General features: G+C 73.3%; 24 protein-coding genes. 17 read left to right on the top strand and 7 right to left on the bottom strand.

Going from position 1 to position 26,480, the window contains the following annotated elements; all coding sequences use genetic code 11:
* The first annotated feature begins 119 nt into the window (after window positions 1-119).
* The 3 genes from LCD31_RS01765 to LCD31_RS01755 all read left to right on the top strand — a co-directional run bounded on the left by LCD31_RS01765 (window position 120) and on the right by LCD31_RS01755 (window position 4,321).
* Window positions 120-1,475, top strand: coding sequence for an LLM class flavin-dependent oxidoreductase (locus LCD31_RS01765; RefSeq protein WP_224955627.1), 1,356 nt, complete (start codon window positions 120-122; stop codon window positions 1,473-1,475).
* A gap of 64 nt (window positions 1,476-1,539) precedes the next feature.
* Window positions 1,540-2,766, top strand: coding sequence for an acyl-CoA dehydrogenase family protein (locus LCD31_RS01760; RefSeq protein WP_224955626.1), 1,227 nt, complete (start codon window positions 1,540-1,542; stop codon window positions 2,764-2,766).
* Between the two features lie 295 nt (window positions 2,767-3,061).
* Complete coding sequence (locus LCD31_RS01755) at window positions 3,062-4,321, top strand: ROK family transcriptional regulator (RefSeq protein WP_224955625.1); 1,260 nt, start codon at window positions 3,062-3,064, stop codon at window positions 4,319-4,321.
* Here the strand turns inward: LCD31_RS01755 and LCD31_RS01750 are convergent.
* Together LCD31_RS01750 and LCD31_RS01745 are read right to left on the bottom strand one after the other, a co-directional pair.
* Entirely contained in the window at window positions 4,272-5,045 is a 774-nt protein-coding gene (locus tag LCD31_RS01750; protein WP_224955624.1) for an SDR family oxidoreductase, read from the bottom strand. The two genes, LCD31_RS01755 and LCD31_RS01750, sit on opposite strands and share 50 nt — an antisense overlap.
* 89 nt (window positions 5,046-5,134) lie before the next feature.
* Window positions 5,135-6,067, bottom strand: a complete 933-nt coding sequence (locus tag LCD31_RS01745) for an amidohydrolase family protein (protein WP_224955623.1) — start codon at window positions 6,065-6,067, stop codon at window positions 5,135-5,137.
* A 49-nt stretch (window positions 6,068-6,116) separates the two neighbouring features.
* On the opposite strand from LCD31_RS01745, the gene LCD31_RS01740 reads away from it, so the two are divergent.
* Both LCD31_RS01740 and LCD31_RS01735 read left to right on the top strand, forming a co-directional pair.
* A complete protein-coding gene (locus tag LCD31_RS01740; RefSeq protein WP_304612896.1) occupies window positions 6,117-6,632 on the top strand; it encodes a MarR family winged helix-turn-helix transcriptional regulator in 516 nt (171 codons plus the stop codon).
* A 70-nt stretch (window positions 6,633-6,702) separates the two neighbouring features.
* Complete coding sequence (locus tag LCD31_RS01735; RefSeq protein WP_224955622.1) at window positions 6,703-7,986, top strand: alpha-hydroxy-acid oxidizing protein; 1,284 nt, start codon at window positions 6,703-6,705, stop codon at window positions 7,984-7,986.
* A 114-nt stretch (window positions 7,987-8,100) separates the two neighbouring features.
* Here LCD31_RS01735 and LCD31_RS29445 read toward each other — a convergent pair whose 3' ends face one another.
* Window positions 8,101-8,760, bottom strand: coding sequence for a TetR/AcrR family transcriptional regulator (locus LCD31_RS29445; RefSeq protein WP_224955621.1), 660 nt, complete (start codon window positions 8,758-8,760; stop codon window positions 8,101-8,103).
* Between the two features lie 96 nt (window positions 8,761-8,856).
* Here LCD31_RS29445 and LCD31_RS01725 point away from each other — a divergent pair, with 96 nt between their 5' ends.
* Window positions 8,857-9,765, top strand: a complete 909-nt coding sequence (locus LCD31_RS01725) for an SDR family oxidoreductase (protein WP_224966964.1) — start codon at window positions 8,857-8,859, stop codon at window positions 9,763-9,765.
* Between the two features lie 39 nt (window positions 9,766-9,804).
* Here the strand turns inward: LCD31_RS01725 and LCD31_RS01720 are convergent, their stop codons facing one another.
* Window positions 9,805-11,352 (bottom strand): GMC family oxidoreductase, encoded by a 1,548-nt coding sequence (locus LCD31_RS01720; RefSeq protein WP_224955619.1) that lies wholly within the window; start codon window positions 11,350-11,352, stop codon window positions 9,805-9,807.
* Window positions 11,353-11,672: 320 nt separating this feature from the next.
* Between LCD31_RS01720 and LCD31_RS01715 the strand changes: the two genes are divergently transcribed.
* The 8 genes from LCD31_RS01715 (at window position 11,673) to LCD31_RS01680 (ending at window position 18,860) form a co-directional block, all read left to right on the top strand.
* Window positions 11,673-12,371, top strand: a complete 699-nt coding sequence (locus tag LCD31_RS01715) for a FadR/GntR family transcriptional regulator (RefSeq protein WP_224955618.1) — start codon at window positions 11,673-11,675, stop codon at window positions 12,369-12,371.
* Between the two features lie 119 nt (window positions 12,372-12,490).
* Window positions 12,491-13,357 (top strand): NAD(P)-dependent oxidoreductase, encoded by an 867-nt coding sequence (locus LCD31_RS01710; protein WP_224955617.1) that lies wholly within the window; start codon window positions 12,491-12,493, stop codon window positions 13,355-13,357.
* 65 nt (window positions 13,358-13,422) lie between these two features.
* Complete coding sequence (locus LCD31_RS01705; RefSeq protein WP_224955616.1) at window positions 13,423-14,742, top strand: MFS transporter; 1,320 nt, start codon at window positions 13,423-13,425, stop codon at window positions 14,740-14,742.
* Window positions 14,739-15,620: a transketolase gene (locus LCD31_RS01700; protein ID WP_224955615.1), complete on the top strand. Its 882-nt coding sequence runs from the start codon at window positions 14,739-14,741 to the stop codon at window positions 15,618-15,620. Before LCD31_RS01705 ends, LCD31_RS01700 begins: the two co-directional genes overlap by 4 nt.
* Complete coding sequence (locus LCD31_RS01695) at window positions 15,617-16,609, top strand: transketolase family protein (protein ID WP_224955614.1); 993 nt, start codon at window positions 15,617-15,619, stop codon at window positions 16,607-16,609. The genes LCD31_RS01700 and LCD31_RS01695 overlap by 4 nt, the downstream gene beginning before the upstream one ends.
* Before the next feature lie 171 nt (window positions 16,610-16,780).
* Window positions 16,781-17,182, top strand: a complete 402-nt coding sequence (locus LCD31_RS01690; protein ID WP_224955613.1) for a DUF805 domain-containing protein — start codon at window positions 16,781-16,783, stop codon at window positions 17,180-17,182.
* 89 nt (window positions 17,183-17,271) lie between these two features.
* The gene (locus LCD31_RS01685) at window positions 17,272-18,432 is read left to right on the top strand and encodes an MFS transporter (protein WP_224955612.1); all 1,161 of its coding nucleotides are present in this window, start codon (window positions 17,272-17,274) and stop codon (window positions 18,430-18,432) included.
* A complete protein-coding gene (locus tag LCD31_RS01680; RefSeq protein WP_224955611.1) occupies window positions 18,432-18,860 on the top strand; it encodes a Dabb family protein in 429 nt (142 codons plus the stop codon). The genes LCD31_RS01685 and LCD31_RS01680 overlap by 1 nt, the downstream gene beginning before the upstream one ends.
* On the opposite strand, the gene LCD31_RS01675 is transcribed toward LCD31_RS01680, so the two are convergent.
* Window positions 18,850-21,444, bottom strand: a complete 2,595-nt coding sequence (locus tag LCD31_RS01675) for an AAA family ATPase (protein ID WP_224955610.1) — start codon at window positions 21,442-21,444, stop codon at window positions 18,850-18,852. The two genes, LCD31_RS01680 and LCD31_RS01675, sit on opposite strands and share 11 nt — an antisense overlap.
* A 609-nt stretch (window positions 21,445-22,053) precedes the next feature.
* Between LCD31_RS01675 and LCD31_RS01670 the strand changes: the two genes are divergently transcribed.
* The 3 genes from LCD31_RS01670 to LCD31_RS01660 are packed head-to-tail and all read left to right on the top strand — an operon-like array spanning window position 22,054 to window position 25,340.
* Window positions 22,054-22,323: a hypothetical protein gene (locus LCD31_RS01670; RefSeq protein WP_224955609.1), complete on the top strand. Its 270-nt coding sequence runs from the start codon at window positions 22,054-22,056 to the stop codon at window positions 22,321-22,323.
* The gene (locus tag LCD31_RS01665; protein ID WP_224955608.1) at window positions 22,316-22,957 is read left to right on the top strand and encodes a DUF6879 family protein; all 642 of its coding nucleotides are present in this window, start codon (window positions 22,316-22,318) and stop codon (window positions 22,955-22,957) included. The genes LCD31_RS01670 and LCD31_RS01665 overlap by 8 nt, the downstream gene beginning before the upstream one ends.
* 22 nt (window positions 22,958-22,979) lie before the next feature.
* Entirely contained in the window at window positions 22,980-25,340 is a 2,361-nt protein-coding gene (locus LCD31_RS01660) for a tetratricopeptide repeat protein (RefSeq protein ID WP_224955607.1), read from the top strand.
* 103 nt (window positions 25,341-25,443) lie between these two features.
* On the opposite strand, the gene LCD31_RS01655 is transcribed toward LCD31_RS01660, so the two are convergent.
* On the bottom strand, window positions 25,444-25,620 hold the full coding sequence (locus tag LCD31_RS01655) for a DUF397 domain-containing protein (RefSeq protein ID WP_224955606.1): 177 nt from the start codon (window positions 25,618-25,620) through the stop codon (window positions 25,444-25,446).
* On the bottom strand, window positions 25,617-26,456 hold the full coding sequence (locus LCD31_RS01650) for a Scr1 family TA system antitoxin-like transcriptional regulator (protein ID WP_224955605.1): 840 nt from the start codon (window positions 26,454-26,456) through the stop codon (window positions 25,617-25,619). Before LCD31_RS01650 ends, LCD31_RS01655 begins: the two co-directional genes overlap by 4 nt.
* Between the last annotated feature and the right edge of the window lie 24 nt (window positions 26,457-26,480).

Genomic DNA, 26,480 nt, shown 5'->3' with positions numbered 1-26,480 from the left:
GGGGGGGGCGGGGGCCCCTCGGGGGCGGAGTCTTGTGCCCCCGCCGCCCCGGGGGGGGGGGGGCGGCGGGGCCGGGGGGGGGGGGGGGGGGCCCCCCCCCGCGCCGAGGAGGGAATCCGATGCCCCGCCCCTTGCAGTTCTCCGCGTTCGTCATGAACACGACTTCGCACATCACCCACGGCGCGTGGCGGTTGCCCGAGGCGCGGCAGACCGACTTCAACGCCCTGGACCTGTGGGTGTCGCTCGCGCGGGAGCTGGAGCGCGGGAAGTTCGACTTCATCTTCTTCGCCGACGTGGTGGGCCTGTACGGCGACCACCGCTCGTCGTGGGAGAAGTACGTGGAGTCCGGGTTGCAGATCCCCAGCAACGACCCGTCGGTGATCGCCTCGGCGATCGCGCACGCCACCTCGGAGCTGGGGATCGCGATCACCAGTTCGGTGCTGCAGGAGCACCCGTTCAACTTCGCGCGCAAGATCTCCACGCTGGACCACGCCTCGCGCGGCCGGATCGCCTGGAACATCGTCACCAGCCTGTCGCCGAACGCGTGGCGCAACTTCGGCTACGCCGACATCACCCCGCACGAGGAGCGGTACGCGTGGGCCGACGAGTACGTGGACGTGGTGTACAAGCTGTGGGAGGGCTCCTGGGACGACGGGGCGCTGCCGCAGGACAGGGCGTCCGGGGTGCACGGCGACTTCAGCCGGATTCACAAGATCCACCACGAGGGTGCCCGGTACCGCGTCGAAGGACCGCACCTGGTGGCGCCGTCGCCGCAGCGCACCCCGCTGCTGTTCCAGGCGGGCTCCTCCCCCACCGGCCGCCGGTTCGCGGCCCGCAACGCGGAGGCCCAGTTCATCCAGTCGCCCAGCCCGGCGGATGCGAAGGCGCTGGTGGACGACACCCGGCGGCTCGTGGCCGAGGCCGGCCGCCGGGCGGGTGACCTGCGGTTCTTCCAGGGCCTGTCGTTCGTCATCGGCAGCACCGAGGCCGAGGCGCGACTGCGCGCCGACGAGCTGGACGAGTACATCGACGACGACGCGATCATCGCGCACGCGGCCGGCGGCATCGGCGTGGACCTCGGGCACTACGACCTGGACACCCCGATCGGCGACATCGAGTCGGAGGGGTCCCGCAGCCACCTGCTGTGGTTGCGGGAGGCCGTACCGGACCGGGAGCCGACGGTGCGCGACCTCGCGCGGCTGCGCACCCGGAACAGCCGCGTCGTCGGCACCCCCGAGCAGATCGCCGACCGGCTCGACGAGTGGCGGGCCGCCGGGGTCGACGGCATCAACGTCATGAACTACACGATCCCCGGCAGCTACCTGGAGTTCATCGAGCACGTCACGCCGGTGCTGCGGGACCGCGGGCTGGCGCAATGGGAGTACGCACCCGGCACCACCCGCCGCAAGATCACCGGTGCCGACCTGCTCGACGAGCACCACCCGGCCGCCGCCTACCGGGGCGCGTTCTCCTGACCGCCCGCACGCACCGCATTCCCCGCCGCAGCGCGGCAGACCCTTCGAACGGTGAGGAGCCGAAGTGACCGCCGAAACCACGATCGCCGCGCCCGCGGACCCGGTGCTGCCGGGTTCCCCCGAACTCGCCGCGCTGATCGCCGAGATCGCCGCCGGGGCCGAGGAGCGCGCGGCCAAGGACCGCAACGCGCACGAGCAGATCGACTGGATCCGCCGGGCGCGCCTCGGCGCGATCACCCTGCCCGCGTCCGAAGGCGGCCCCGGTGCCTCGGTGCGGCAGCTGCTGTCGGTGGTGATCGACCTGGCCGAGGCCGATCCGAACGTGGCGCACGCGCTGCGAGCGCACTTCTGGCAGGTCAACGAGCTGCTGCGCGCGCTGCCTCCCGGCCCGCGCAGGCAGCACTGGCTCGACGAGGTCCGCGCCGGGAAGCTGTTCGGCAACGCCAACAGCGAACGCGGCGGGCAGGCGGCCGGGGCGTTCTCCTTCGCCACCGGGCTCACCCGCACCGGGGACGGATTCCGGCTCAACGGCGAGAAGTTCTACTCCACCGGCACCCTGTTCGCCGACCACATAGGGGTGTCCGCGCAGCTCGACGAGAACTCGGTCGCGGCCGTGCTGGTCCCGGTGGGCCGCGAGGGGGTGACCGTCCTGGACGACTGGGACGGCATCGGGCAGACCCGCACCGGCACCGGCACCACCGTCTTCGACGACGTGCGCATCGAGGAGCACGAGGTGATCGACGTGCGGGTCACCGACGGTTCGCCGCGGCCGACGAGCGATGTGGCGCAGCTGCAGCTGTACCTGCAGGCGATCATCGCGGGCGTCCTGCGCAGCGTGGCCACCGACGCCGCCGCGCTGATCCGCGGCCGTTCCCGCTCGTTCCAGCACGCGCCGACCGCCTCGCCCGCCGACGACCCGATCCTGCACGCCGAGGTCGGCCGGATCAGCAGCGCCGCCTACGTCGCCGAGGCCGCGGTGCTCGCCGCCGCCGACGAGATCGACGCCGCCTACCGCAGCGAACGGCTCGGCTCGCCCGACCCGGCGCTGTTCGCGGCGGCCTCGCTGGCCGCGTCCAAGGTGAAGGTGCACGTGGACGCCATCGCGCTGCGCGCGGCGACCGACCTGTTCGAGGTCGGCGGCGCGTCGGCGGCGAGCCGCTCGCGGAACCTGGACCGGCACTGGCGCAACATCCGCACCCTCACGCTGCACAACCCGACCGCCTACAAGGCGGCCGTGGTCGGCGACGTCACCGTCAACGCCACCCCGCTCCCCGTCAACGGCTACTTCTGATCCCACCAGGTGAACGGCCCACCGGCCCCGCCACGCTGGGCGGATGGGCCGTTCGCCCCTGCCGCGGTTCTCACCTGGCGGAACGGAGTCGTGCCGGTGCGGTAGTTTTCGCCCGTGCCCGGCAACCCGACCGCTCCGCCTGAGGTCACCTACGTGACCGTCGCGCTCGCCTGCCGCCTGCCGCTGGTGCGGGTGCTGTGTCGCGGTTCGTCCCCGCTCCGCTGACGAATCCGCCGACCGCACGGCGCCACCGGGCCGTTCGCCCGGGTGCCGTCCTCCCGTTCCCGAGGACCCCATGCCCGCAGCACTGCACGCGCTCCCCCCTGCCCGCGACACCGGTCCGACCGTCATCGCCCCCGGGCTGCGGATCGTGGACGCGCCCGCGGCCGCGGTGCTGCGGGTCGCGCGGCGCGAGGGGCCGGTGTTCCGCGACGTCGCCGCCACCCGCACCGGGCTCAGCGCGCCCACGGTGAACCGGCACGTCGCCGCGCTGATCGAAGCCGGGTTGCTGCGGGAGCGCACCGACCTCGCCCCGGCCGGAGCGGTCGGGCGGCCGCGCCTGCCGTTCGAGCTGCGCCGCGAACCGCACCTCACCGCGGGAGTCCACATCGGATTCCGCACCACCACGATCACCGCGCACGACCTGCACGGGCGGGTGCTCGGCGGGATCCGGGCGCACACCGGCGGCGGGGACGCCGGCGAGGTGCTGCGCGCGATCGGCTCGCGGGTGCACCGGTTCCTCGCACGCTGGCCCGGCCGGACCCCGCTGTGGGCCGGGGTCGCCCTCGGCGGCCGGGTCGACGACCTGGGCCGCGTCGACCACCCGCTGCTGGGCTGGCGGGCCGCCCCGGTCGGCGAGCTGATCGGCGAGCAGCTGGGCCTGCCGGTCTCGGTGGCGCCGCACGTGGAATCGATGGCCGCGGCCGAGCTGTCGTTCGGCCCGGCTGACGACCCGCACGGCAGCACGCTGTACTGCTACGCCCGCGAGATGATCGGGGTGGCGCTGACCATCGGCGGAGCCGTGCACAACCCCAGCACCGGCCCCGGCGGGCTCGGCCACCTGCCGTCCGGTCCGACCGAGCTGCTGGACCCGCGCGGCACCGGCAGGCTCTCCGACGCGGTGAGCGACACGGCGCTGGTCGCGGCGGCAGGCGCGCACGGGCTGGAGGTGCGCAGCACCGCCGCTCTCGCCGAGCTGGCCGCGGGCAGGGACCCGCTCGCGACGTCCCTGCTGCGGGAACGCGCCCGGGTGCTGGGTCGCGCCCTCGGGCACATCGCGGACGTGGTCAACCCCGATCGGATCGTGCTCGGCGGCCAGGCGTTCACCGAGCACCGGGCGGCGCTGCGCGACGTGGCGGGCGCGGTGGCGGAGCACTCCGCGGTGCCGCGCGACCTGCGGCTCACCGCCGCCGGGGACGGCATCCAGCAGCAGGCGGCGGCCGCGGTGTCGCTGGACGTGCTCTACGCGGACCCGCTCGGCGCGCTGCGCCACCACGCCCGCGCGACTAGTGGGCGCGGATCAGGCCGCCGTCGCAGCGCAGCTGCGCACCGGTGATGTAGGAGGCCGGGGCGCTCGCGAGGAACACCACGGCGGCCGCGTACTCCTCGGGCGTGCCGAACCGGCCTGCCGGGATGTCGGCGCGGGAGGCGTCGCGGACCGCGTCCGGGGCGACCCCGCGGTGCGCGGCCATCGCCTCGTTGATCGAGGTCAGCCGCTCGGTCTCGATCCGGCCGGGCAGCACCAGGTTGACGGTGACGCCGTCGGCGGCGACCTCGGTCGCCAGCGTCTTCAGGTATCCGGCGAGGGCGGCACGGCCCACGTTGGAGGCGGCGAGCCCGTTGATGGGCTGCTGCACGCCGCTGGAGCCGATGGCGACGATCCGGCCCCAGCCGCGCTCCCGCATACCCGGCAGGACCTGCTCGACCAGCCGGACGTGCGGGGTGAGCAACCGGTGCACGGCCTGCTCGGCGTCCTCGGCGGTCATCTCGGCGGCGGTGCCGGGGGCGGGACCGCCGCCGTTGAGCACCAGCACGTCGACCGGCCCGAACGCCCCGGTGGCGGCGTCGACGAGGCTGCGCGGCCCGTCCGGGTCGAGCAGGTCCACGCCGACGCCGACCGCCGACGGGAGCTCCGCCGCCAGTTCCGCGGCGAGCTCGGCCCGCCGCCCGCCGAACGCGACGTGCGCGCCCTCGCCCGCGAGCCCGCGCACGACGGCCGCGCCCAGCCCGGAGGTCGCGCCCGGCACCACCGCGACTCGCCCGCTCAACCCGAGATCCATGCGTCCTCCTCGATTCCCGCCCGCTCCGACCAGGTGAGCGGCCCGTCCGCCCACTGTGACCGGTCGAACGGGCCGCTCCCCCGCGGGGGTCAGGCGTGCTGCGGGAGCAGGCGGGCGGCGTTCCCGCGGTCCACGGCGGCGTGGTCGATCACCGGTGACGCGTCGAGTCGTTCGGTCATGACCGTGGCGATGTCGGCGGGCGCGTAGGGGAAATCGCTGCCGAACAGGATGCGCTCGGGGTCGGCGAACGCGGTCAGCCCGGGCAGCGCGTACGGCGAGGCGGACAGCGCGGTGTCGAAGTAGCAGCGGCGCAGGTCGGCGATCAGGTCCGCGGTGCTCCGCTCGCCCCCGGCCATCTCCAGGCAGGCCGCGATGCGCTCCACCGCGTAGGGCAGGAAGCCGCCCGCGTGCGACAGGATGACCTTCAGATCGGGGTGGCGGTGCAGCGTGCCGCTCGCGGCGAGCTTCGCCGCGGCGCGGGTGGTGTCGAGCAGGAAGTCCGCGGCGAACGGCGGGATTCCGGGCACCGGATCGGCCGGCAGCGCCGAGGGGTGCACGAACACGACGGCGCCGCGCCTGCCGAGTTCGGCCAGCAGCGGTTCGAACGCCTCGTCCCCGAGGTAGGTGCCGCCGCTGTTGGCCAGCAGCACGACCCCGTCGGCGCCCAGTTCGTCGAGCGCGTGCTCGGCTTCGGCCAGCGCCCCGTCCACGTCGGGCAGCGTGAGCGTCGCCCAGAACCCGAACCGGCCGGGGTGGTCGCGGACGAGCTCGGCGCAGTGCTCGTTGAGGGCGCGCGCCAGGTCGCGCCCTTCCTGCCCGGGCCACGGTTCGACGCCGGGGGTGGTGACGGACAGGATCGCGGTGCTGATCCCGTTGCGGTCCATCAGGTCCAGCGAGGCCTGCGGGCTCCAGTCCGGCAGGTGCCTGCCGCCCGCCGCGTCGGAGCCGACGCGCTGCAGGGCTTCCCGGTAGACGGGCGGCACGACGTGGTGGTGGACGTCGATGCGTTGTGCCGTGGACATGACCGCCTCCTATTACTTAGCTTGCTAACCAACGGCTACGCTAGCACCCATGAGCGGACCCGCCCAGGAACCGGACTCCAGCCCCGACGAACCCGGCCCCGACGAACCGGGCCTCAACGATCCCGGGGTCGACGAGCTGGCGCAGGCCGCCGACGCGCTGTTCCTCGCGATGCGCCGGGCCAGGGCCGCGCACGCGGCGGGCGTCGAAGGGCTGTCGCTGGCCCAGCTGGCCCTGGTGCTGCCGCTGGCGACCGGCGCCGAACTCCCGGTGAGCGACCTGGCCGCGGCGGCGGGCGTCACCCTGCCCACCGCGACCCGGATGCTGAACCAGCTGGAGGGCAAGCGGCTGGTGGCGCGGCGGCGCAGCCCCGAGGACGAGCGCCGCGTGCTGATCAGCCTGACCGAGCGCGGCACCACGGCCTTGCACCGCCTGCGCGAGCAGCGCCGCCGCGAGCAGGCCCGCGGCTACGCCGCGTTCACCCCCGAGGAGCGGCTGCACCTGGCCGCCCAGCTGGAACGCCTCACCGAGATCATCAACTCCGGCTACCGGGAGCAGCTCGACTGATCCGCTGTGGACCCGGGCCCGGCCGGACGGCGATGATCGGGCCCACCGGCGACCTCGGGGAGGAACCACCGTGTCCGAAGAGACCGCGCAGGCCGGGTTCGGCCGCGACCGCCAGTCCGCGATCTACGGTGCGGGCGTGTCGGGCCGCAGGCCGCGGGTGCCCACCGACCACCGGGAGCTGGAGCGGCGCGCGCGACGCGCCTGCTCGCCGCGCGCCTGGGCGTACGTGGCGGGCGGTGCGGGCGCAGAGGCGACGATGCGGGCCAACCGAGCGGCGTTCGACCGCCGGTCGATCGTGCCGCGGACGCTGCGCGACGTGTCCCGGCGGGACCTGGGCGTCGAGCTGTTCGGCCGCCGCATCCCGGCCCCGGTGCTGTTCGCGCCCGTGGGCGCCGTCGAACTCGTCCACCCCGAAGCGGACCTGGCCGTGGCGCGGGCCGCCGCCGAGCTCGGGTTGCCGTACGTGTTCTCCAACCAGGCCTGCGTGCCGATGGAGGACTGCGCGGCCACGATGGGCGACGCGCCGCGCTGGTTCCAGCTGTACTGGAGCACCGACGAGGAACTCGTGGACAGCCTGCTCGCCCGCGCCGAGCGCAGCGGCGCGGAGGCCGTGGTGGTCACGCTCGACACGACCATGCTGGGCTGGCGCCCGCGGGACCTGGACCTGGGTTCGTTGCCGTTCGCGCGCGGCGAGGGCATCGCGCAGTACACCTCGGATCCGCGCTTCCGGGAGATGGTGCGGGAACGGGTGGCGCGCGGCTCCGGCGGCGAGGACGTGCGGATCACGTTCGCCGCGGTGCGGGCGCTGCTGTCGATGAGCCGCCGGTTCCCCGGTCCGCTGCTGCGGAACCTGCGCTCCCCGGAGCCGCGGGAGGCGGTGCGCACCTTCCTGGACACCTACTCGCGGCCGTCGTTGACCTGGGCCGACCTGGCCTCGCTGCGGGAGCGCACGAAGCTGCCGATCGTGCTCAAGGGCGTGCTGCACCCGGACGACGCCCGCCGGGCGGTGGACGCCGGGGTGGACGGCGTCGTCGTGTCGAACCACGGCGGGCGCCAGGTCGACGGATCGGTGGCCGCGCTGGACGCGCTGGCGGAGATCGCTCCGGTCGTCGGCGCGGAGCTGACCGTGCTGTTCGACAGCGGGATCCGCTCCGGCGGCGACGTGGTCAAGGCGCTCGCGCTGGGCGCGGACGCGGTCTGCGTCGGCCGCCCCTACGTGCACGGGCTGGGGCTGGCGGGGGCGGCGGGGGACCCGGACGCGGTCGCCGACGTCGTCGCCGAGCTGGACCTCACCCTGGGCCTCACCGGCCACGCCTCCCCCGCCGAGCTGACCCCGAACGTCCTCCGCGGCTGATCTGCCTCTGAGCGGGGAATGGCGACAGCCGGTTCCACGCGAGCACGTCCATGCGGCGGACCAGCGCGAAAGCGGGCACGAACGTGAGGTCGTCGAGCGGCCGCCGGGATGCCCCTACCGGCGCGCGAGGAGGCCGGAAGCGGTCACCGCCGTGGTGCGGCGGACCAGGTCGGTGAAGTCCAGGCGCATCGCGGCCAGCGAGGGGTCCGAGTCGTAGACGGCCACCATCTCCGGGGACGGGCGGCTGCACTGCCATGCGGTCATGGCCGTCAGCAGAGCGGTCTCGGCCAGCGCCCCGGCATCGGCGTCGGTCAATTCGGGGAGGTGCCGCCGGACGAGCCCGACCAGTGCGCGGAGCGACTGCTGGGCCCTGCGCTTGTGCCGGATGCCGACGTCGGTGGAGATGTTCTGCTCCAGCACCGCACCCTGCGCGCTGAACAGGTCGCACAGCACCGGGCGCTTCGCCATCGAGGTGGCCCAGAGGTCGGCCAGGTGGTCCCCGCGCTCTCGCGGCGTGCCCTGGTCGCGGTGCGGCACCTGCTCCAGTTCGGCGATCCAGTCCGCGATCTCCACGTCGAGCAGATCGAGCAGGACCGCCTCGCGCGATTCGAAGTACCGCAGCACGTTCGCCTTGGCCAGGCCGACCCGGCGGCTCAGCTCGTTCAGGCTCAGCCTGGCGACCGGCATCTCCGCGAGCATCGCGGCCGCGGTGTCGAGGATCTGCCGCCGCCGCTGGGTTCGCTGTTCATCGGTGCGGGCGCGCTGGAAGCTCACGCGCACATGTTACATACCGCCGGTACGTTGATAAGAGACCACCGGTCCTTTATGCTGAGGTCGACGAAAGGCCAGCGGCGCGCGAAGGAGTTCGGGATGTACCAAGTTCCTGACCAGCAGGGGAAGCTCGCCGTGGTGACCGGCGCCAACAGCGGCACGGGCGAGGAGGCCGCCGCGCGCCTCGCAGGTGCCGGAGCAGAGGTCATCCTCGCGGTGCGCACCCCGGCCAAAGGCGAACAGGCGAAGACCGAGATCCGCGCCGCACACCCCGGCGCCCGCGTGCAGGTCCGCCGCCTCGACCTGGCGGACCTGTCCTCGGTGCAGGACTTCGCGGAAAGCCTCGTGGCAGCAGGAAGGCCGCTGGACCTGCTGCTCAACAACGCCGGAGTGATGAACGTGCCCCAGCGCACCGTGACCGCCGATGGCTTCGAACTTCAGCTGGGCAGCAACTTCCTCGGGCCGTTCGCCCTCACCAACCGGCTGCTGCCCGCGCTGCTCGCAGCCCCCGCACCACGGGTGGTCACGATGAGCAGCGGCACCGCCAACCGGGCGCGCATCGACTTCGCCGATCTGCAGTCCACCCGCGCTTACAGCCCGACCCGCGCCTACGCGCAGTCCAAGCTGGCCGACATGCTGCTGATGGTGCACCTGGCCGAGCTCGCAGCCAGGCGCGGTTGGTCCTTGCTGTCGACCGGCGCGCACCCCGGCTACACCCGCACCAACCTGACGACCTCCGGGCCCACCCTCAACGGCGGCAGGCCCGGCCTGCTGGAATCGATCCTGTACAAGATCGTGCCCTCGCAGGGCCCTGCACAGGGCGCGGAACCCCTGTTGTTCGCGGCGACGAGTCGCGCCGCCACCGCAGGCGGCTACTACGGCCCGCGATGGGGCTTGGTCGGCCCGGCCAAGCAGGTCGCACTTCCACGATCGGGGCGGGACGCGGCCCTCGCGGCACGCCTGTGGGCTGAGGCCGAACGCCTCACCGGAGTGACCGTCCCCGCCTGAGGGCCGCGATCGACCGGCGACCGCCGCTCACCGCCGAGCTCATGCGGCGCCGCCTTCGGTCCGCAAGGATTCGGCGATCTTCTCGCCGACGAGGACGGCGGTCAGGTGCGGGTTGGCGCGCGGCAGCCACGGGAACACGCTCGCATCGGCGACCCGCAGGCCGTCGACGCCGAGCACCCGCCCGTGCGGGTCGACGACGGTGTCCGGCCGGTCCGGGTCGCCCATCCGGCAGGTGCCCGCGGCGTGCGCGGTGTCGGAGACGTTGGCCAGCGCGAAATCGGCGAACTCCCGGTCGTCCATGTCGGTCGCGGGATCGACCATGCCCGCACCGAGCCCCATCGCCGCGCTGATCTTCCGCAGTTCCGGGTGCGCCGCGAAGGCACGCAGCTCGTCCACCACCACGCGCAGCCGCCGCAGGTCCCGCTCATCGGAGAGCAGATCGAACGCCACGTCCGGGTCCGCGGCCGGGTCGGTGCCGGCGATGCGGACCCGCCCGGTCGAGTGCACCCGGTTGTTCCAGCCGAGGACGCCCGCGACGGGGACGCCGATGCCGAGCGCGCCGGGCGCCGCGAGCATCCCGTCGTTGATCTCGTCGCCGACGCCGGTGGTGAACCGCAGGCACAGCTGCCCGCGTTCGGGCAGGCCGCCGTAGTCCGGTGGTTCGTGCAGCGCGAGCGCCAGCAGGATCGCCGGGTGGTCCTGCAACCCGTCTCCCACCGGCAGGTCGGCGACCGGCCGGATGCCGAGCTCGCGCAGCTCCGCGGCGGGCCCGATGCCGGAGCGCTGCAGCATCGCCGGGGTGTGCACGGCACCGGCGGCGAGCACGGTCTCGGCGGCGCGGTACTCCACCGGCTCACCACCGATGATCGCCCGCACCCCGATGGCGCGGTTCCCGGCGAACCGGATGCGGTCGACGAGCGCGCCGCCGATGACGTGCAGCTCGGCCCGGTCCCGGTTCGGTTCGAGGTAGCCGTCGTTGGTGGACACGCGCCGGTCGCCGATCGCGTTGAACGCGTACGGCGACACCCCGGTCGAGCCGGGTGCGTTGTGGTCCGGCGCCCACGGGTGGCCGCGCCGCTCCGCGATCCGGTCCAGGGCGGCTTCGACGGTGGCGAAGTCCTCCCGCCGCGGCCGGCGCACCGGGATGGGGCCGCCGGAGCCGTGGTAGGGCCGGTCGGCGAAGTCGTGGTCGTCCTCCAGCCGGTTCAGCAGCGGCAGCACGTCCTGGTATCCCCAGCCGGCGCACCCCTGCGCGGCCCAGCCGTCGAGGTCCTCGACGGTCGGCCGGATCGCGAACAGCCCGTTGACCGCGGAGCTGCCACCGACGCCCCGGCCCCGCACGTAGCGCGCGGGCCCGTGCGCGGCGGACCGGGACGCGCGCAGCTCGGGGAACGTGTGGGTGGCCGCCAGCTGCTCCACCAGCTTGATCTTGCCGGGTTCGACGCCGCGGATCTCGGGTGGCGTGTCGGCGGAGCGGTAGTCGGGGCCCGCTTCGAGGAGCAGCACGCGCCGTCCGTCGTCCTCGGCGAGCCTCGCGGCCACCGCCGCCCCCGCGGACCCTGCTCCGATGATGATCGCGTCGTACATCGCCCCTCCTCCGCCGACGCCCGCGCGGACGCCGGTTCTCGATCTCCCCGGTGGCAGGAGAAACCATGCCGCCACGGCACGCGCAACGGACTGTGCGCCAGCTCACCGATTTCAGCTTCCGCCGCAGGTGAACGGCGCACCGGAACGCGGCATCCGGACGAACGGGACATCGGCCGGCCGCGGCAGGCCTGGGCGGCGGGACTCGGCCGCCGCGACCGGGAAGCGCGTCGGCCGCCGCGGAAAGGTCGGACCAAATCGTTGACAGATCTCCCGGCCGCGCTTAACGTACCCGGCATTGGTCCTACCAAAGGAGGTGTCCAGTGGGTGTCGATCTCTCGTTCCTGGTGCGCAGCCTGGCCGAGCAGGCCACTCCCGAACCGGGCACGGACCTGCTCCGGCTGCCGACCGAGCGGGAGCTGGTCTCGTCGCTGGACATCAGCCGGGGCGCGCTGCGCGAGCAGCTGTCGATGCTGGAGATGCTGGGTTTCCTGACCCGCACCCAGGGCCGCGGCTCCTACCTCGGCGTCCCGGACGCCGGTTTCATCCAGCTGTACTTCGACCTGTCGAACGAACTCGGCCAGCTCGGCGGCGGCCAGTTCCGCTCCGCCCGCGAGATGCTGGAGATCAGCATGTCCGAGGCGGCGGCGCGGCTGGCGACCGCCGACGACGTCGAGGTGCTGCGCGACCTGGTCGACGAGATGGTGCGCGCGAGCGCGGCGGGCGAGGACGACCGCGCGCTGGAGGCGGACCTGGACTTCCACCGCCGCCTGTTCACCATCGTCGACAACCCCATCTTCACCTTGCTGCACGACGGGCTGAGCCACGTGCTGCGCGACGAGGTGGTGGACCGCCGCCGGGTCGCCGTCGCACGCGCTCCCCTGGCGCCGGGCGAAGAACGGGTCATCGACACCGTCCACTACGGAATCGTCGACGCCGTCGAGAACCGCGACGGCGAAGCGGCGCGGGCCGCGATGCGCCACCACTTCGAGGTCTGGTCCTCGCTGACCGGCGAGAGCTGACCGCACCAGCCACCCCTGGGCCGGAGCCGATCACCCGGCACGCCCACCCAGCACCGCACCCGAGGTCCGGGTGCCGGTGCGCGCTGCCCGCTCCCGGGCCCGAGCAGGAGGTTTGTCAGATGAGTGAACCCGATGTCGTGTTCGTCGGTATCGGGGCCATCGGCCGGCACATGGCGAGCAGGCTGGTCGCCGCCGGCCGCGCGACGACCGCCGTCGACCCGGGCCCGTCCGCGCGGGAATGGGCCGCGGAGCGGGGGATTCCGGCGGTCACGTCGATCGCGGCGGCACCGCGCGCCGAGTTCGTCGTCGTGATGGTCGCGACCCCGGACCAGCTGGCCGCCCTCGTCGACGAAGCGTTGCGCCGCAACGACCTCGACGGGCAGCGCTGGATCGTGATGAGCACCGTCGGCCCGGATTCGGTGCGGGAGCAGGGATCCCGGCTCGCCGCGGCCGGCGTGCTGGTGCTCGACGTGCCGGTGACCGGCGGCGTGGCGCGGGCGCGCACGGGTGAGCTGACGCTGTTCGCGGCCGGGAACCCGGCGACCGGCGCCGCCGCCCGCCCGGTGCTGGAGCGCTTCGGCGCGGTCCGCGAGGTCGGCGAGCGCATCGGCGACGGCCAGGCGATCAAGGTCGTGAACCAGCACCTGTGCTCGGTGCACATCGTCGCCGCCGCCGAAGCCCTGTCGCTGGCCGGAGAACTCGGCCTGGACCGCGAGCAGGTGCTGTCCCTGGTCGAGTCCGGCGCGGCCGGGTCGTGGATGCTCTCCGACCGCGGTCCGCGGATGCTGCGGGGCACCGACGTGGAGGTGACCAGCACCATCGGCATCTTCGTCAAGGACAGCAACCTCGTCGCCGACGCCGCCCGCCAGGCCGGGGCGGACACGCCGCTGCTCGACCTGGCCCGGGAGCGCTACGAGCGCGCCGCCGACGCCGGACTGGGTGCGCGCGACGACTCGCGGGTGATCGAGACCTACCCCGCGCCCTGACCCGTTCTTCCCCGCACCACGCGGAAATCCCTGCGTCCCCTGCGGTCGCTGCAAAGGAGCAGACCATGTCCGCTGCGCCCACCACCGGACCACCGCGCGACAACCCGGCGAAGGTGTCGGTCGCGTCGATGATCGGAACCGCGGTCGAGAGCTACGACTTCTTCATCTACGGGACCGCGTCGGCGGCCTACTTCGGGTCGGTGTTCTTCCACACCGGCAACGAACTCATCGGCGTGCTGGCCTCGTTCGCCACGCTCGCCGTCGGCTTCTTCTTCCGCCCGCTGGGCGGCTACCTCGCCGGGCACTACGGGGACCGGCTGGGCCGCAAGACGGTGCTCATGTGGTCGCTGGCGATCATGGGTCTGGGCACGGTGCTGATCGGCGTGCTGCCGACGTTCGCCGAGGTCGGAGCGCTGGCACCGGTGCTGCTGATCCTGCTGCGGATCGTGCAGGGCATCGGGTTCGGCGCCGAGTGGGGTGGCGCGGTGCTCATGTCCGTGGAGCACGCGCCCGAACGCAGGCGCGGGTTCTTCGGCGCGGTGCCGCAGATCGGCATCCCGGCGGGCCTGCTGCTGGCGAACGGCGCGTTCCTCGCCTCGGAGGCCCTGTTCGACGGCGACTGGGTGTGGCGGGTGCCGTTCCTGGTGTCGATCGTGATGGTCGGCGCGGGCATGTTCATCCGGATGAAGATCTCCGAGTCCCCCGACTTCACCGCCATGAAGGACGGCGGCGAGATCCACGCGACCCCGGCGCTGGAGGTGCTGCGCCGCGACTGGCGGGTGATCCTCAAGATCGTGGCGCTGCGGCTCGCGGAGACCGGCGGCTACTACATCACCACCAGCTTCATGCTCTCGTACGTGGTGCTGGCCGGGCTGGCGGACAAGCAGCACGTGCTGGTCGGCACCATCGTCGGTTCGGCGCTGGGCCTGCTCAGCCACCTGCTGTTCGGCGCGCTCTCGGACCGGATCGGGCGCAAACCCGTGTTCCTGCTCGGATCGGTGTTCACCATCGCCTTCGGCATCCCGATGTTCCTGCTGGTGAACACGGGCGCGGGCATCGCCGTGGTGGTGGCGGTGTCGCTGGGGCTGCTGCTGAGCCACGACCCGATCTTCGCGGTGGAGTCGTCCTGGTTCTCCGAGCAGTTCCCGCGGGACGTGCGCTCGTCCGGGATCTCGCTGGGCTACAACGGCGCCTCGATGGTCGCGGGCCTGCTGCCGTTCCTGGCGACCGCGCTGTACGGCGTCGCCGGTTGGCTCGGCGCGGCGCTGCTGTTCGTGCTGCTGGGTGTCGTCTCCACCGCCGCGGCCGCGTTCACCGCGGAAACCGCTCCCGCGAAGCTGCCGGACACCGATCCGGCCCCCGGAAAGGAAGTGAGGACCGCATGACCGCACCGAGCGAGTCGCGCGCGGAAGGTCTCGCCGCGCGCGCGGATCGGGTGCGCCACGCCGCGCACCGGATGCGCCACCACATGCTGAACATGGGCGAAGTGCAGGGCCAGGGCTACGTGGGGCAGGCGCTGGGCGTCGCCGACGTGCTCGCGGTGTCCTACGTGGACCAGCTGCGGCTGCGCCCGGCCGACCCGCACTGGGCGCAGCGGGACCGGTTCCTGCTGTCCACCGGCCACTACGCGATCGCGCTGTACGCGGCGCTGGCGGAGGCCGGGGTCGTTCCGGTGGCGGAGCTGGAGACCTACGGCTCGGACGGGTCGCGGCTGCCGATGTCCGGCATGGCCTCCTACACCCCGGGCATGGAGATCTCCGGTGGGTCGCTCGGCCATGGCCTGACGGTAGCGGTGGGCATGGCGCTGGGGCTGCGGCTGCGCGGCGAATCCCCGCGGGTGTTCAACTTCCTCTCCGACGGGGAGCTCGACGAGGGCTCCACCTGGGAGGCCGCGATGGGTGCGAAGCACCACCGGCTGGGGAACCTGACCGCGATCGTCGACATGAACGCGCTGCAGGCCGACGGGAAGACCGAATCGGTGCTCAGCATCGAACCGGCCGAGGAGAAGTGGGCGGCCTGCGGCTGGTTCACCCAGCGCGTCGACGGCAACGACGTCGAAGCACTCCTGGCGGCGTTCGACGCGGCCACCGAGCAGGCCGGGCCGGAGGGCGCTCCCTCGGTGATCCTCTGCGACACGAAGATCGGCCGGGGCGTCCCACTGCTGGAATCCCGCGAGAAGGCCCACTTCATGCGGATCGACGAGCACGAGTGGCAGCTGTGCCGCGACCAGCTCACCGCCGGTTTCGAAGGAGCGAGCGCATGAGCACCCCCACCACGAAGCGCCTCACCACCTCGGCGATGATCGCCTCGTTCGCCGACCCCGGGCAGCGGACCGCGCCCGCCCCGTTCGGGCACGCGCTCGCCGCGCTCGCCGAGCAGGACCAGCGGATCGTCGGCCTCACCGCCGACCTCGGCAAGTACACCGACATGCACGTGTTCGCCGAAGCCCACCCGGACCGGTTCTTCCAGATGGGCATGGCCGAGCAGCTGCTGTTCGGCGCCGCGGCCGGCATGGCGGAGGTCGGCCTGGTGCCGTTCGCCTCCACCTACAGCGTGTTCGCGGCGCGGCGGGCGTACGACTTCCTGTGCCTGGACATCGCCGAACCGAACCTGAACGTCAACATCATCGGCGGCCTGCCCGGGCTCACCACGGGGTACGGCCCGAGCCACCAGGCGACCGAGGACGTCGCGATCTTCCGGGGCATGCCGAACCTGACCATCGTCGACCCGTGCGACTCGGTGGACATCGAGCAGGCGGTGCCGCAGCTCGCGGCCTCGGACGGGCCCACCTACCTGCGGCTGCTGCGCGGGAAGGTACCGACGGTGCTCGACGAGTACGACTACGAGTTCCGGCTCGGCAAGGCATCGGTGCTGCGCGGCGGCAACGACGTCGTGTTCGTCTCCAGCGGGCTGATGACGATGCGCGCGTTGCAGGCCGCGCAGGACCTCGCCGAGCACGGCGTGGACGTGTCGGTCGTGCACAGCCCCACCATCAAGCCGTTCGACTCGGAGACCGTGCTCGCCGAGCTCGGCGGCGGCAGGCTCGTGGTCACCCTGGAGAACCACACCGTCGTCGGCGGCCTCTTCGAGACCCTCGCCGCGGAACTGGCCAAGGGCGGCGTGCAGCAGCGCGTCGTCCCCATCGCCCTCCCCGACGAATTCCTCGACGCGGGAGCCCTCCCCACCCTCCACGAACGCTACGGCCTCGCCCGCACCACCATCGTCGACAAGGTCCTCACCGAACTCGGGTGAGGCCCAGCCCGCTGAGATTCCGAGCGCCCGGCCGGTGCGGTCCGGCCGGGCGTCGGCTGGGAGGCGTGAGCGAGCCGGGCCGGGTGAACCGCCTCCGCGTGCCTCCGTTCGGGTGCGGATCTTCGATTTCGCCTCGGGGGGCAGGTTTCCGGCTGAACACTTCGTCGGGTGATGGCAGCTGATCCGGGCGACGCCGAGCCCGCACCGCGACCCCCGCAGCCGCGGGTCACCTTCGCGGCGGCCGTCCGCGGCGCCTTCCGGAAGTCCTTCCAGGCGAGGGGACGCGCCGCGCGCAGCGAGTTCTGGCTGTTCGCCCTCTTCTACGGGGCCATGACCGGCACGCCCCTGATCCTCCTGGGCGCGGCACCGGACCTGCTCTGGCAGGGGATCCTCGCCTACGCCGTCATCGCGTACGCGGGGTTGATCCCGTTCATCGCCGCCGGCATCCGGCGGCTGCACGACACGGGCCGCAGCGGTCTCTGGTGCCTGCTCCTGCCCACCTGCCTCTTCTTCGTCGTGCTGATCCTCTGGACCGAGCCGAGCCAACCGCACGCGAACCAGCACGGCCCCTGATCGCGCGAACCACCTAGCCGTCCGCGGCGTTCGACCTAGGTGATTTTCGCCGACGCGTTCCGCCCGGACCCGATGCCAGGGTCGACGTCGTGAGTGGAACGACGCTTCAGGGAACGCCGACGCGGGCGGCGCGGGCGACGGTGCTGGGCGCCGCCGGGTTGACGATCATGTCGGCGGCGCTGATCGCGCCGAGCCTGCCCGCGATGACCGGCGAGTTCGCGGGCGCCGACGTGCTGGTACGGCTGGCGTTGACGATCACGTCGCTGGCGATCGCGATCAGCGCGCCGATCTCCGGTGCGGTCGCCGACCGGCTCGGCCGCCGTCCGCTGCTGGTCGGCGCGCTGGCGCTGTACGCGGTGGCGGGCACGGCGGGCTACTTCGCGACCGGCCTGGGGCCGCTGCTGGTGACGCGGGTCCTGCTCGGGGTCGCCGTCGGCGGGCTCATGACCGCGATCAGCGCGTTGATCACCGACTGGTTCGACGGGCGGCGCCGCGCCGCGTTCCTCGGGATGCAGCAGGCGGCCGCGAGCCTCGGCGGTGTCGTCTTCCTGCCGCTTGCCGGGGTGCTGGCGGCGGTGCACTGGCGGCTGCCGTTCTGGCTCTACGCCGCCGGTGCCCTGGTGCTGCCGTTCGCGCTGCGGACGATCAGGGGGACTCCGCGCACCGCGGACCCGCCCGCCGCCGGTCGGGCGCGGAACAGCGGACGCATCGGCAGGATCTACCTGCTGGCGCTGGTGGCGACGCTCGTGTTCTACATGGCGCCGACGCAGCTGCCGTTCCTGCTGGCCGGTTTCCACCTCGGCCCTGCGGTCACCGGTGCCGTCGTCGCGTGCAGCACGCTGACCGGCGCGGTCGGGGCACTGGCCTTCCCGGTGTTGCGCGGCAGGCTCGCCCCGCGCGTGCTGACGGCGGGCAGCGTCGTCCTGCTCGGGCTGGGCTGGGTGGTGATCGGCACCGCCGGTTCCGCCGGGCCGGTCGTGCTCGGGCTGCTCGTCGGCGGCGTCGGCGTCGGGCTCGTGGTCCCCGACCTGAACCTGCGGCTCGCCGAGCTGGCGGCGCCCGCCAGGCGCGGGCGAGTGCTCAGCGGACTGGTCACCGGCATCTTCCTCGGTCAGTTCCTGTCGCCGCTGGCCGCGCAACCGCTCATCGAGGTGGCCGGGATCTCCGGCGCCTTCACCTGGACCGGCGCGGCGTTGGCCGCGGCCGGGTGCACCGCGACGGCGCTGCACCGGAACGAGAGGACATCCTGATGATCTACCACGGAAACCGGTTCACCTTCCGGGCCGACGCGGACCCGGAACGCGTCGAGGAGGCCCTGGAGAGCCTGCGCGAGCAGGGCCGGGCCATCCCGGCGGTGCGGTCCTTCGTCGTCGGCCCGGACCACGGTGGCGACTACGACTACGGCGCCGTCTTCGTGCTGGCCGATCTGGACGGCTACCAGGAGTACCTGGTGCACCCGGCACACCTCGCCACCGACCGCGTCGGGTTGCCGCTGGTGGACAGGTTCGCCTCGTTCGACATCACCGACGACCCGGACCCCGGGCTCGCCGAGAGGATCGCGGAGCTGCACCGGCGGCGGTACGACGGCATGCCGGACATCGCCGCGCTCGTCTCCGGCCTCGGCGAGTACCGCGGCAGCGCCGCCCCCGGCCCGCACGGCGAGCGGGTCAGGGAGTGACGCCGGGGAGGTCGCGGAGCTGCCGGCGCGAGGTGACGCCGAGCTTGCGGAAGATGTTGCGCAGGTGGGCGTCGACCGTTCGCGGGCTCAGGAACAGCCGTTCCGCGACCTCCTTCGACGTCGCACCCGTCGCCACCTGCCGCGCGATGTGCCGTTCCTGGAGGGTGAGTTCCGCGGCGGCGGACGCGGGGCGGCTGGTCACCCGTCCGCCGGCCGCGCGCAGCTCATCGGCGGCGCGGTCGGCAAAGGCGGTCATCCCGAGGTCGGCGAGTTCCCGGTGCGCGGCGCGCAGGGTCTCCCGGGCGTCGAGCCCGCGGTTCCGCCTGCGCAGCCATTCCCCGTACAGCAGCCGGGTCCGCGCCCGGTGCGGGGCCGCCGGGGAACCGTCGAGGTGGTCGAGGGCTTCCCGGTAGTCGTCCTCGTCCCCGCTGATCAGCGCGCGGGCGCAGGCGGCCACGCCGAGGCCCCACGCCGAGCCACCGGCCCGGGTGCGTTCGGCGAGCGAGTCGGCGGCGGCTTCGGCGGCGGCCCGCGCACCGCAGCGGGAGGCGGCCTCGACCAGTTCGGGCAGCGCGATCCCGGCGAGGAACAGGTCGCCGGGCGCCGTCGCCTCCTCGGCTGCGGCCAGCGCCGCCCGGTAGTCGCCGCGGCCGTTGTGCAGCAGCGCGGTGGCCCAGTGCAGGTTGGCGGCGAGCTGCCCGCCGCCGTCCCCCTCGGCGCCCAGCCGCGCCAGTTCCGCGTGTTCCCCGCGCATCGCGGCCAGGTGCAGGCGCGGATAGCGCAGCGGCGGTTCCCCCGCGGCGTCGGCGATGGCCTCTTCCTCGGCGATTGCCGACGCGGCGGTGGCGAAGTCACCGGCGAGCACGGCACCGGACGCGGTCTGGGCGAGGCCGAGCCGCACCACCATCGGCGAGCCGGAGGCGCGGCCCGCCCGCACGATCCGGCCGGTGACGTCGGCGTGCGCGTCCAGGTCCCACAGCTCGGCCACGATCATGGCGGCCAACGCGGGGCGGGCGGCGATCGCGGCGTCGTCGGCGACGGCGCCGCGCAGCAGCGGGCCCGCCGCCCGGTGGCCGCGGGTCTCCAGCGCCACCAGCGCGTCGAGGACGTCCGGCGGCCCCGGTGCGGGTGCGGCGGCGGCCAGCACCGCGTCGAGCACCCCGGACGCCCGGCCGACGACCAGCGCCATCTCCAGCGCGTCCAGGTGGTGCTCCCGGGACACCGCCGGGTCCACTTCGGACATGCGCTGGGCGGCGCGGAGCATGAACGCCGGGCCATCGTCGCCGCCCGCGGCGAACGCGATCCGGCCGCGCAGCAGGTCGGCTTCGGCACGCCGCCGCTCGTCGAGGCCGCCGGTGTCCGCGGTCGCGAGCAGCTCGGCCGCCGCCTCGACGCCGCCCGCCGTGAGCCGCGCCCGCACGGCCGCGAACGCGCGGTCGGTGCGGCGCACCGGGTCCAGCGACAGCGCCGCAGCGCGTTCGAGGACGGTGGCGGCCGCCGCAACACCACCGCGCGCGCCGGCGCGGGCCGCGGCCGACTCCAGCTCCGCGGCCACGTCCTCGTCGGGGCCGGTGCCGGACCGGCCGCGGTGCCAGGCGCGGCGGTCCGGGTCGGCGACCGGGTCGGTGACGGCGGCGAGCGACCGGTGCGCGGCGTGGCGCTGCTCCGCGTCGGCGGCGCGGAGGACCGCGGACCGGGCCAGCGGATGGCAGAACCGGACCCGGGTGCCGAACTCGGCCAGTCCGGAGGCTTCCGCCGCCGCGGCCGCCGCGCCGTCGATGCCGAGCCGGCGAGCCGCGGCCCACACCGGCACCGGATCCCCGGCCGGTTCGGCGGCGGCGACGACCAGCAGCGCCCGGGCGGTCGCGGGCAGCTGCGCGAACCTGGCGCGGAAGGAGCGTTCGATCCGGTGCGGCACGGACGAGGTCACCGGCGGATCGCCGTCCTCCCCCGGCAACTCCAGCAGTGCCAACGGGTTCCCGCGCGCCTCGGCGAGGATGCGGTCCCGCACCTGCTCGTCGAGCGTGGCGCGCACCAGCAGGCGCGCCTGCGCCTCGGGCAGGCCGCCGAGCACCAGTCCGGGGAGTTCGTCGAACCCGTCCCGCGCCGCGAACACCATCACCACCGGTTCTTCGGCGATGCGCCGCGCGACGAACGACAGCACCTTCGCCGAGGCGTGGTCCAGCCAGTGGGCGTCGTCGATCGCGCACAGCACCGGCCGTTCCCGCGCGGCCTCGCCGATCAGCTCCAGCACCGCCAGCCCGACCCGGAACACGTCCGGCGCGCCCGCCGAGCCGAACGCGTCGCGCAGGGCCGCGGGCACCTCGGCGGCCCGGCCGAGCAGCGGCAGGCACAGCTGGTGCAGCCCGGCGAACGGCAACTCCGCTTCGGGCTCGACCCCGGAGGCCTCGACGACCCGGAATCCGTCCGCCCGGCGAACCCGGTCGAGCAGCGCGCTCTTGCCGATGCCCGGCTCCCCGCGCAGCACCAGCGCGCCACCGCGCCCCTCCGCCGCGGCGCGGGTCAGCTGCTCCAGCCGGCGAAGTTCCTCGTCCCGCCCGACGAGCGGCGGCACCGTGCGCATGCCGCGAGATTACCGGCGCGGCGGGCGGCGAGGCACGCGATCCCCGATCCCGAGGCGTCCGCCGCCCCCGCGGGGAGGGCCGGACCGGCCGCGGCATCGCTGCGCGCCGAAGTCCGGGCGAACGGCCCGTTCGTCCCATCAGCGGAGTTCGATGCTCCGATCACCCGGCCGGATTGCGCGGTACGGTGCCGGGCGATTCGAATTCGGCGTGTTCGGTCGAGGATGCGTAACGATCGCGCTCCGCGAGACGAACCCATCCGAGAAGAATGCTATCTTCGATGCACCATGAGTATTCCGAGCGGCTTATGCGGACGCCAGCGGGCACGAACGGCGGATGCACCGCTCTCGGATCGCGCACGTTTCGCGGAGGAATCCGCACGCGCGCACCATTGTTCCGCCCATCAGGCATTGATCAGCCCCATTCGAGTGATGCGAAGCAATGCTTCCCCCTCTTCCCATCGCCGCGTCCTTACACTGGAACTTCCCGAACGATCCACCTCGCACAACGGGAAGTTTCCAACGATCGGTGAATATCGGAAAACTTCCCCGAACAAGGCTGCTCCCCGCGGCCTTGTCCCGCCCGGTACGCGATCAGCGGAGGGGATGACCATGCCACGACCTTGGGAAGCGGACGCTTCGGCGGCCTTTCGAAGACGACTCGGCAAATCCGCCCTGGAACTCGGCCACACCGACGACGAACCGACCTGCCCCGACATCTGGGAACTGGACAACGGCGACGTCGCCGTGATCGGCCGCGACCTCACCGACTCCTACGCGGGCTCGCTGCCGGACGGGGTGAACGTCGGATTCGACGAACGTCTCGTCGTCATCCCCGGATCGATGCTCAGGTCCGCGAAAGGGGACATCCCCGATGACTGACGCGACCTCGATCAACGAATCCCCCATTTCGATCACCGGGGACGAGCTGGCGCTCGACGACTACCTCGCCGATTTCCGCGACCGGTTCTGGAACCGCAGCAACACCGGGGCGTGGAAGTTCGAACGCAGGCAGGTCTTCCGGCAACCGGAAAGCGCCAGTTGGAAAGCGTTCGACGACGGGGATTGGGATCGGTCGCTGCGACTGCTCGAAGAACGGCGGCCGAAGCTGGTGGACTACTTCGACCGGGTCGAAGCGCACGGGTTCTCCGTGCGCCGCGTCCGGGTGGTCGAGGAACCGCTGAGCCCCTACCTGATCTGGGAGTTGAACTCGTTGCTGATCCGGCACGAGTCCGGCGCGTCGATCAGCGTGGTCGACGCGGCGGCGCTGGCGGAGTGGGAACGCGACGGCCCGCTGCCGGAGATCTTCGTGCTCGGCCCGGACACCGTCTACGAGGTCCGCTACGACGCGGACGGCGTGGCGGTGGGCGCGGTGCGGTGCGTCGATCGGCCGACCGCGCAGCGCTGGACGACGTTCATCGAGTCCCTGCACCGCAACGGGGAACGCATCGACGCGTTCTTCGGCCGGGTCGTGCGGGGACTGCGCCCCGCGGGTCGCCGAGCGCCCTCGGCCTGACGTCGGAACCGGGGGTGGTGCCATGCCCGCACGGGGCGGCGACGAGTCCAGGAACGAGCTCTCCGGCGCGGCGCACGAGGTCGTCCAGGCCGGACTGGTCAGCGGCGGCATCCACTTCCACGGCCCGCGGCGCCCCGAGGACGGCGTGCCTCGGCAGCTGCCCGCCGACGCACCGGGATTCGTCAACCGGCGCGCCGAACTGGACCAACTGGACCTGCTGCTGCCCGACGGCGAGGCCGGTCGCACGACGGCGCCGTGCGTGGTGGTCGGCACCGCCGGAGTCGGCAAGACGTCGCTGGCGGTGCACTGGGCCCACCGGATGGCGCCGCGGTTCCCGGACGGGCAGCTGTACGTCAACCTGCACGGCTACGACCCGGGTCCGCTGGTCACGCCCGATCAGGCGCTGGAGCGCTTCCTGCGCGCGCTGAACGTGCCCGGGGCGCAGATCCCGGCCGACCTGGAATCGCGGGCCGCCCTGTTCCGCTCGCTGCTGGCCGGGCGCCGCATGCTGGTGGTGCTGGACAACGCGGCCACGGTCGGGCAGGTGCGGCCGTTGCTGCCGGGCAGCGGCGAATGCCTCACCTTGATCACCAGTCGCAGCAGGCTGTCCGGGCTGGTCGCGCGCGACGGCGCGCGGCGGGTGACGCTCGGCGTGCTGCCCGAGCAGGAGGCGGTCCGGTTGCTGCGGAGCCTCGCCGCCGGGCATCGCGGGCCGGACGACGACGCGGAGCTCGACGAGCTGGCCCGGTTGTGCGCGCGGCTGCCGCTCGCGCTGCGGATCGCGGCGGAACGCGCGATCAGCAGGCCGACCGCGCCGCTGCACGACCTCATCGAGGAGTTGCGGGACGAGTCCGCGCTGTGGGACGCGTTGACCGCGGGCGATGACGACGATGCGGATGCGGTGCGCTCGGTGTTCGCCTGGTCGTACCGGGCGCTGTCGAAGGACGCGAGCCGCCTGTTCCGGCTGCTCGGCCTGCATCCCGGGCGCGAGTTCGGATCGGCCGCGGCGGCCGCGCTGGCCGACGTGCCGGTGAGCCGCGCGCGGCGGCTGCTGGACGACCTGGCCGGTGCGCACCTGCTGGAGCAGCCGCGGCCGGACCGGTACGAATTCCACGACCTGCTCCGCGCGTACGCCACGGACCAGGCCCGCACCGAGGAATCCGCCGAGACCGCTCGCGCCGCGCTGGACCGCGCGGTGCGCTGGTACGCGGGCTGCGCCGACCGGGCGGTGCGGGTGCTCGCCCCGGGGCATCGGCGCCCGCCGGCCGAGGAACCCGGCGTCGCGATCCCGGAGTTCACCTCGCCCGAGGACGCGTCGCAGTGGTTCGAGCGGGAGCGGGTGAACCTGGTCGCCGCCGTGCGGGCCGCCGAAGCCGCGGGCCTGCACGAGGCGGCGTGGCGGCTTCCCGCGCTGCTGCGCGGGATCTACGCGGGCCGCAACCAGTTCGACGACTGGTTCGCCACCAGCACCATCGGCCTCGGGGCGGCTCGCGCGTCCGGGGACCGGCACGCGGAAGCCGACATGCTGGAGAGCTTGGGCAAGGCGCACACCCAGTCCGCGCGGCGCGCCGAAGGGATCCGGTTCCAGCTGGCCGCGCTCGACCTGCGCCGGGAGCTCGGGGACCGGGCGGGCGAGCTGGCCTCCACCAACGCGGTGGGCATGGCGCACCTGCGCGGGCACGAGCTGGAGCAGGCGCTGCGCATGTTCGAGCGGACCCGGCGGCTCGCGACCGGCGCCGAGGACGAGTACTGGATCGCGGTGTCCACCAACGGCATCGCGAACGTCCACTTGGGACTCGAAGGGTTCGAGGAGGCCGCCGGGCTGCTCCGCGACGCGGTGCGCCGCTACACCCGGCTCGGCTCGCCCGGCGGCAGGGGCGACGCGCTGCGCGGGCTCAGCCACGCCCACCGGGGGCTCGGGCGCCCGGACGACGCGCTGGGCTTCGTCGAGGAGGCGCTGGCGATCGCCCACGAGCACGGGAACCGGGCGTGGCAGGCGTACTGGTCGCTCGAACTCGGGCGGGTGGAGGCCGATCTCGGCCTGCCTTCCGAAGCGCTGGTGACGTTGCAGCGGGCCGCCGCGCTGCAACGCAGGCTGGGCGACCACGCCAGGGAAGCCGAGGTGATCGACGCGACCGGCGCGGTCTACTCGGCGCTGGACCGCGCCGACGAGGCCGTCGGGTTCCACCGGCTGGCGGCGAACTCCTTCCGCGAGCTCGACGACCGCTGGCAGTGGGCGGTCGCCTTGGACCACCTCGCCACCGCGCTCGACCGCTGCGGGTCCGACGAAGCCGGAGACCGTCGTGCCGAGGCGGCGGACCTGCTGGCGGCGTTCTCCGACCCGGTGGCCCAGCGGATCCGCGCGCGTCTCCTCGAACCGTGAACCACCCGGCCCGCCCCGGCGGCGCGAATCCGGCCAGGTGGCCGGGCCGCTCGCGTGGGGAACCCGGTCGAGCGGGCCGGTCACCTGGTGGTCCGGGAGGGCTTCAGCTGTCGAAGCGGCCGGACTTGATCGCCTGCACCAAGGGCGCGACGGCGGCCTTGAGAGTCGGGCCGTGCGGGTCCTTGGAGTCTCTGATCTCGTCGAACGTCGTCGTCACCTCGACGCAGGTCGAGGTGTTCTGGCTGCGGCTCGACTTGATCCAGGTCCGTTCCGCGCTCATCGGCGCTCCTCCATCCTCCTGGCGAGGTCGGCGATGATGGCTCGTGACTCGTGCGCGTTCCGCGACACGCTCTCGATCATGCCGACGGCTTCTCGGTAGATCTTCACATCCGCTTGCTCATGCAGGAAGAGCCCGGACTTACGATTCTCCAATTGGACGACCTCTTCCAGACCGGTTCGGATGAGCAGGAAGGGGCCCTCCAGACCCGGATGCCAACCGCTGGCCAGCGGAACGATGCGGAGTTCGATGTTCGGCCGGGCCGCCACCTGATCAAGGAATCGAAGCTGCGGAACGAGGACCGATCTGTCCCCGATCACCTGGTACAACGCGGCTTCCCCGATGAACGCGACGAGATCAGCGGGTTGTGAACCGGTCACCGATTCCCGACGACTGAGCCGCAAGGACGTTCGGGCGGCGAGCTCCGCCTCCGGCACACCTCCTCCCCGCATGACCGCCGTGCTGTAATCACTCGTTTGCAGCAACCCTGGAATCATCAGCGGCGATACCTCGACGATCTTCATCGCCCGCCGCTCCAAGTCGATCAGAGCCTCCAACTGCTGCCGCTGTGCCGGAAGCGTCGTCGCCACCCAGTTGGGTGCGTCGGCCCCGTGCGCGAGCTCGACGACCTCCTCGTACCGCTCGCCGTTGATGCCGAGCGAGGTCAGCACCTGCGCCACCTGCTCGGGACGCGGCGTCCGATCACCGGTCTCCCAGCGCGACAGCACCCCGGGGTCGCGTTCGAGCCGTTTCCCGAGCGCGCGCAACGTCAATCCGTTCTCCTCGCGGGCCTGCCGCAAGGCCTTCCCCAATGCCTGGTTCTTCGGAGTTTTCGCCATCCGCGCTCCGTGTCGTCGCTCCCG

Origin of the sequence: Saccharopolyspora sp. 6M (assembly GCF_020176775.1) — a bacterium.
GTDB lineage: Bacteria > Actinomycetota > Actinomycetes > Mycobacteriales > Pseudonocardiaceae > Saccharopolyspora_C > Saccharopolyspora_C gregorii.
This window is presented reverse-complemented; position numbering and strand designations above follow the sequence as displayed.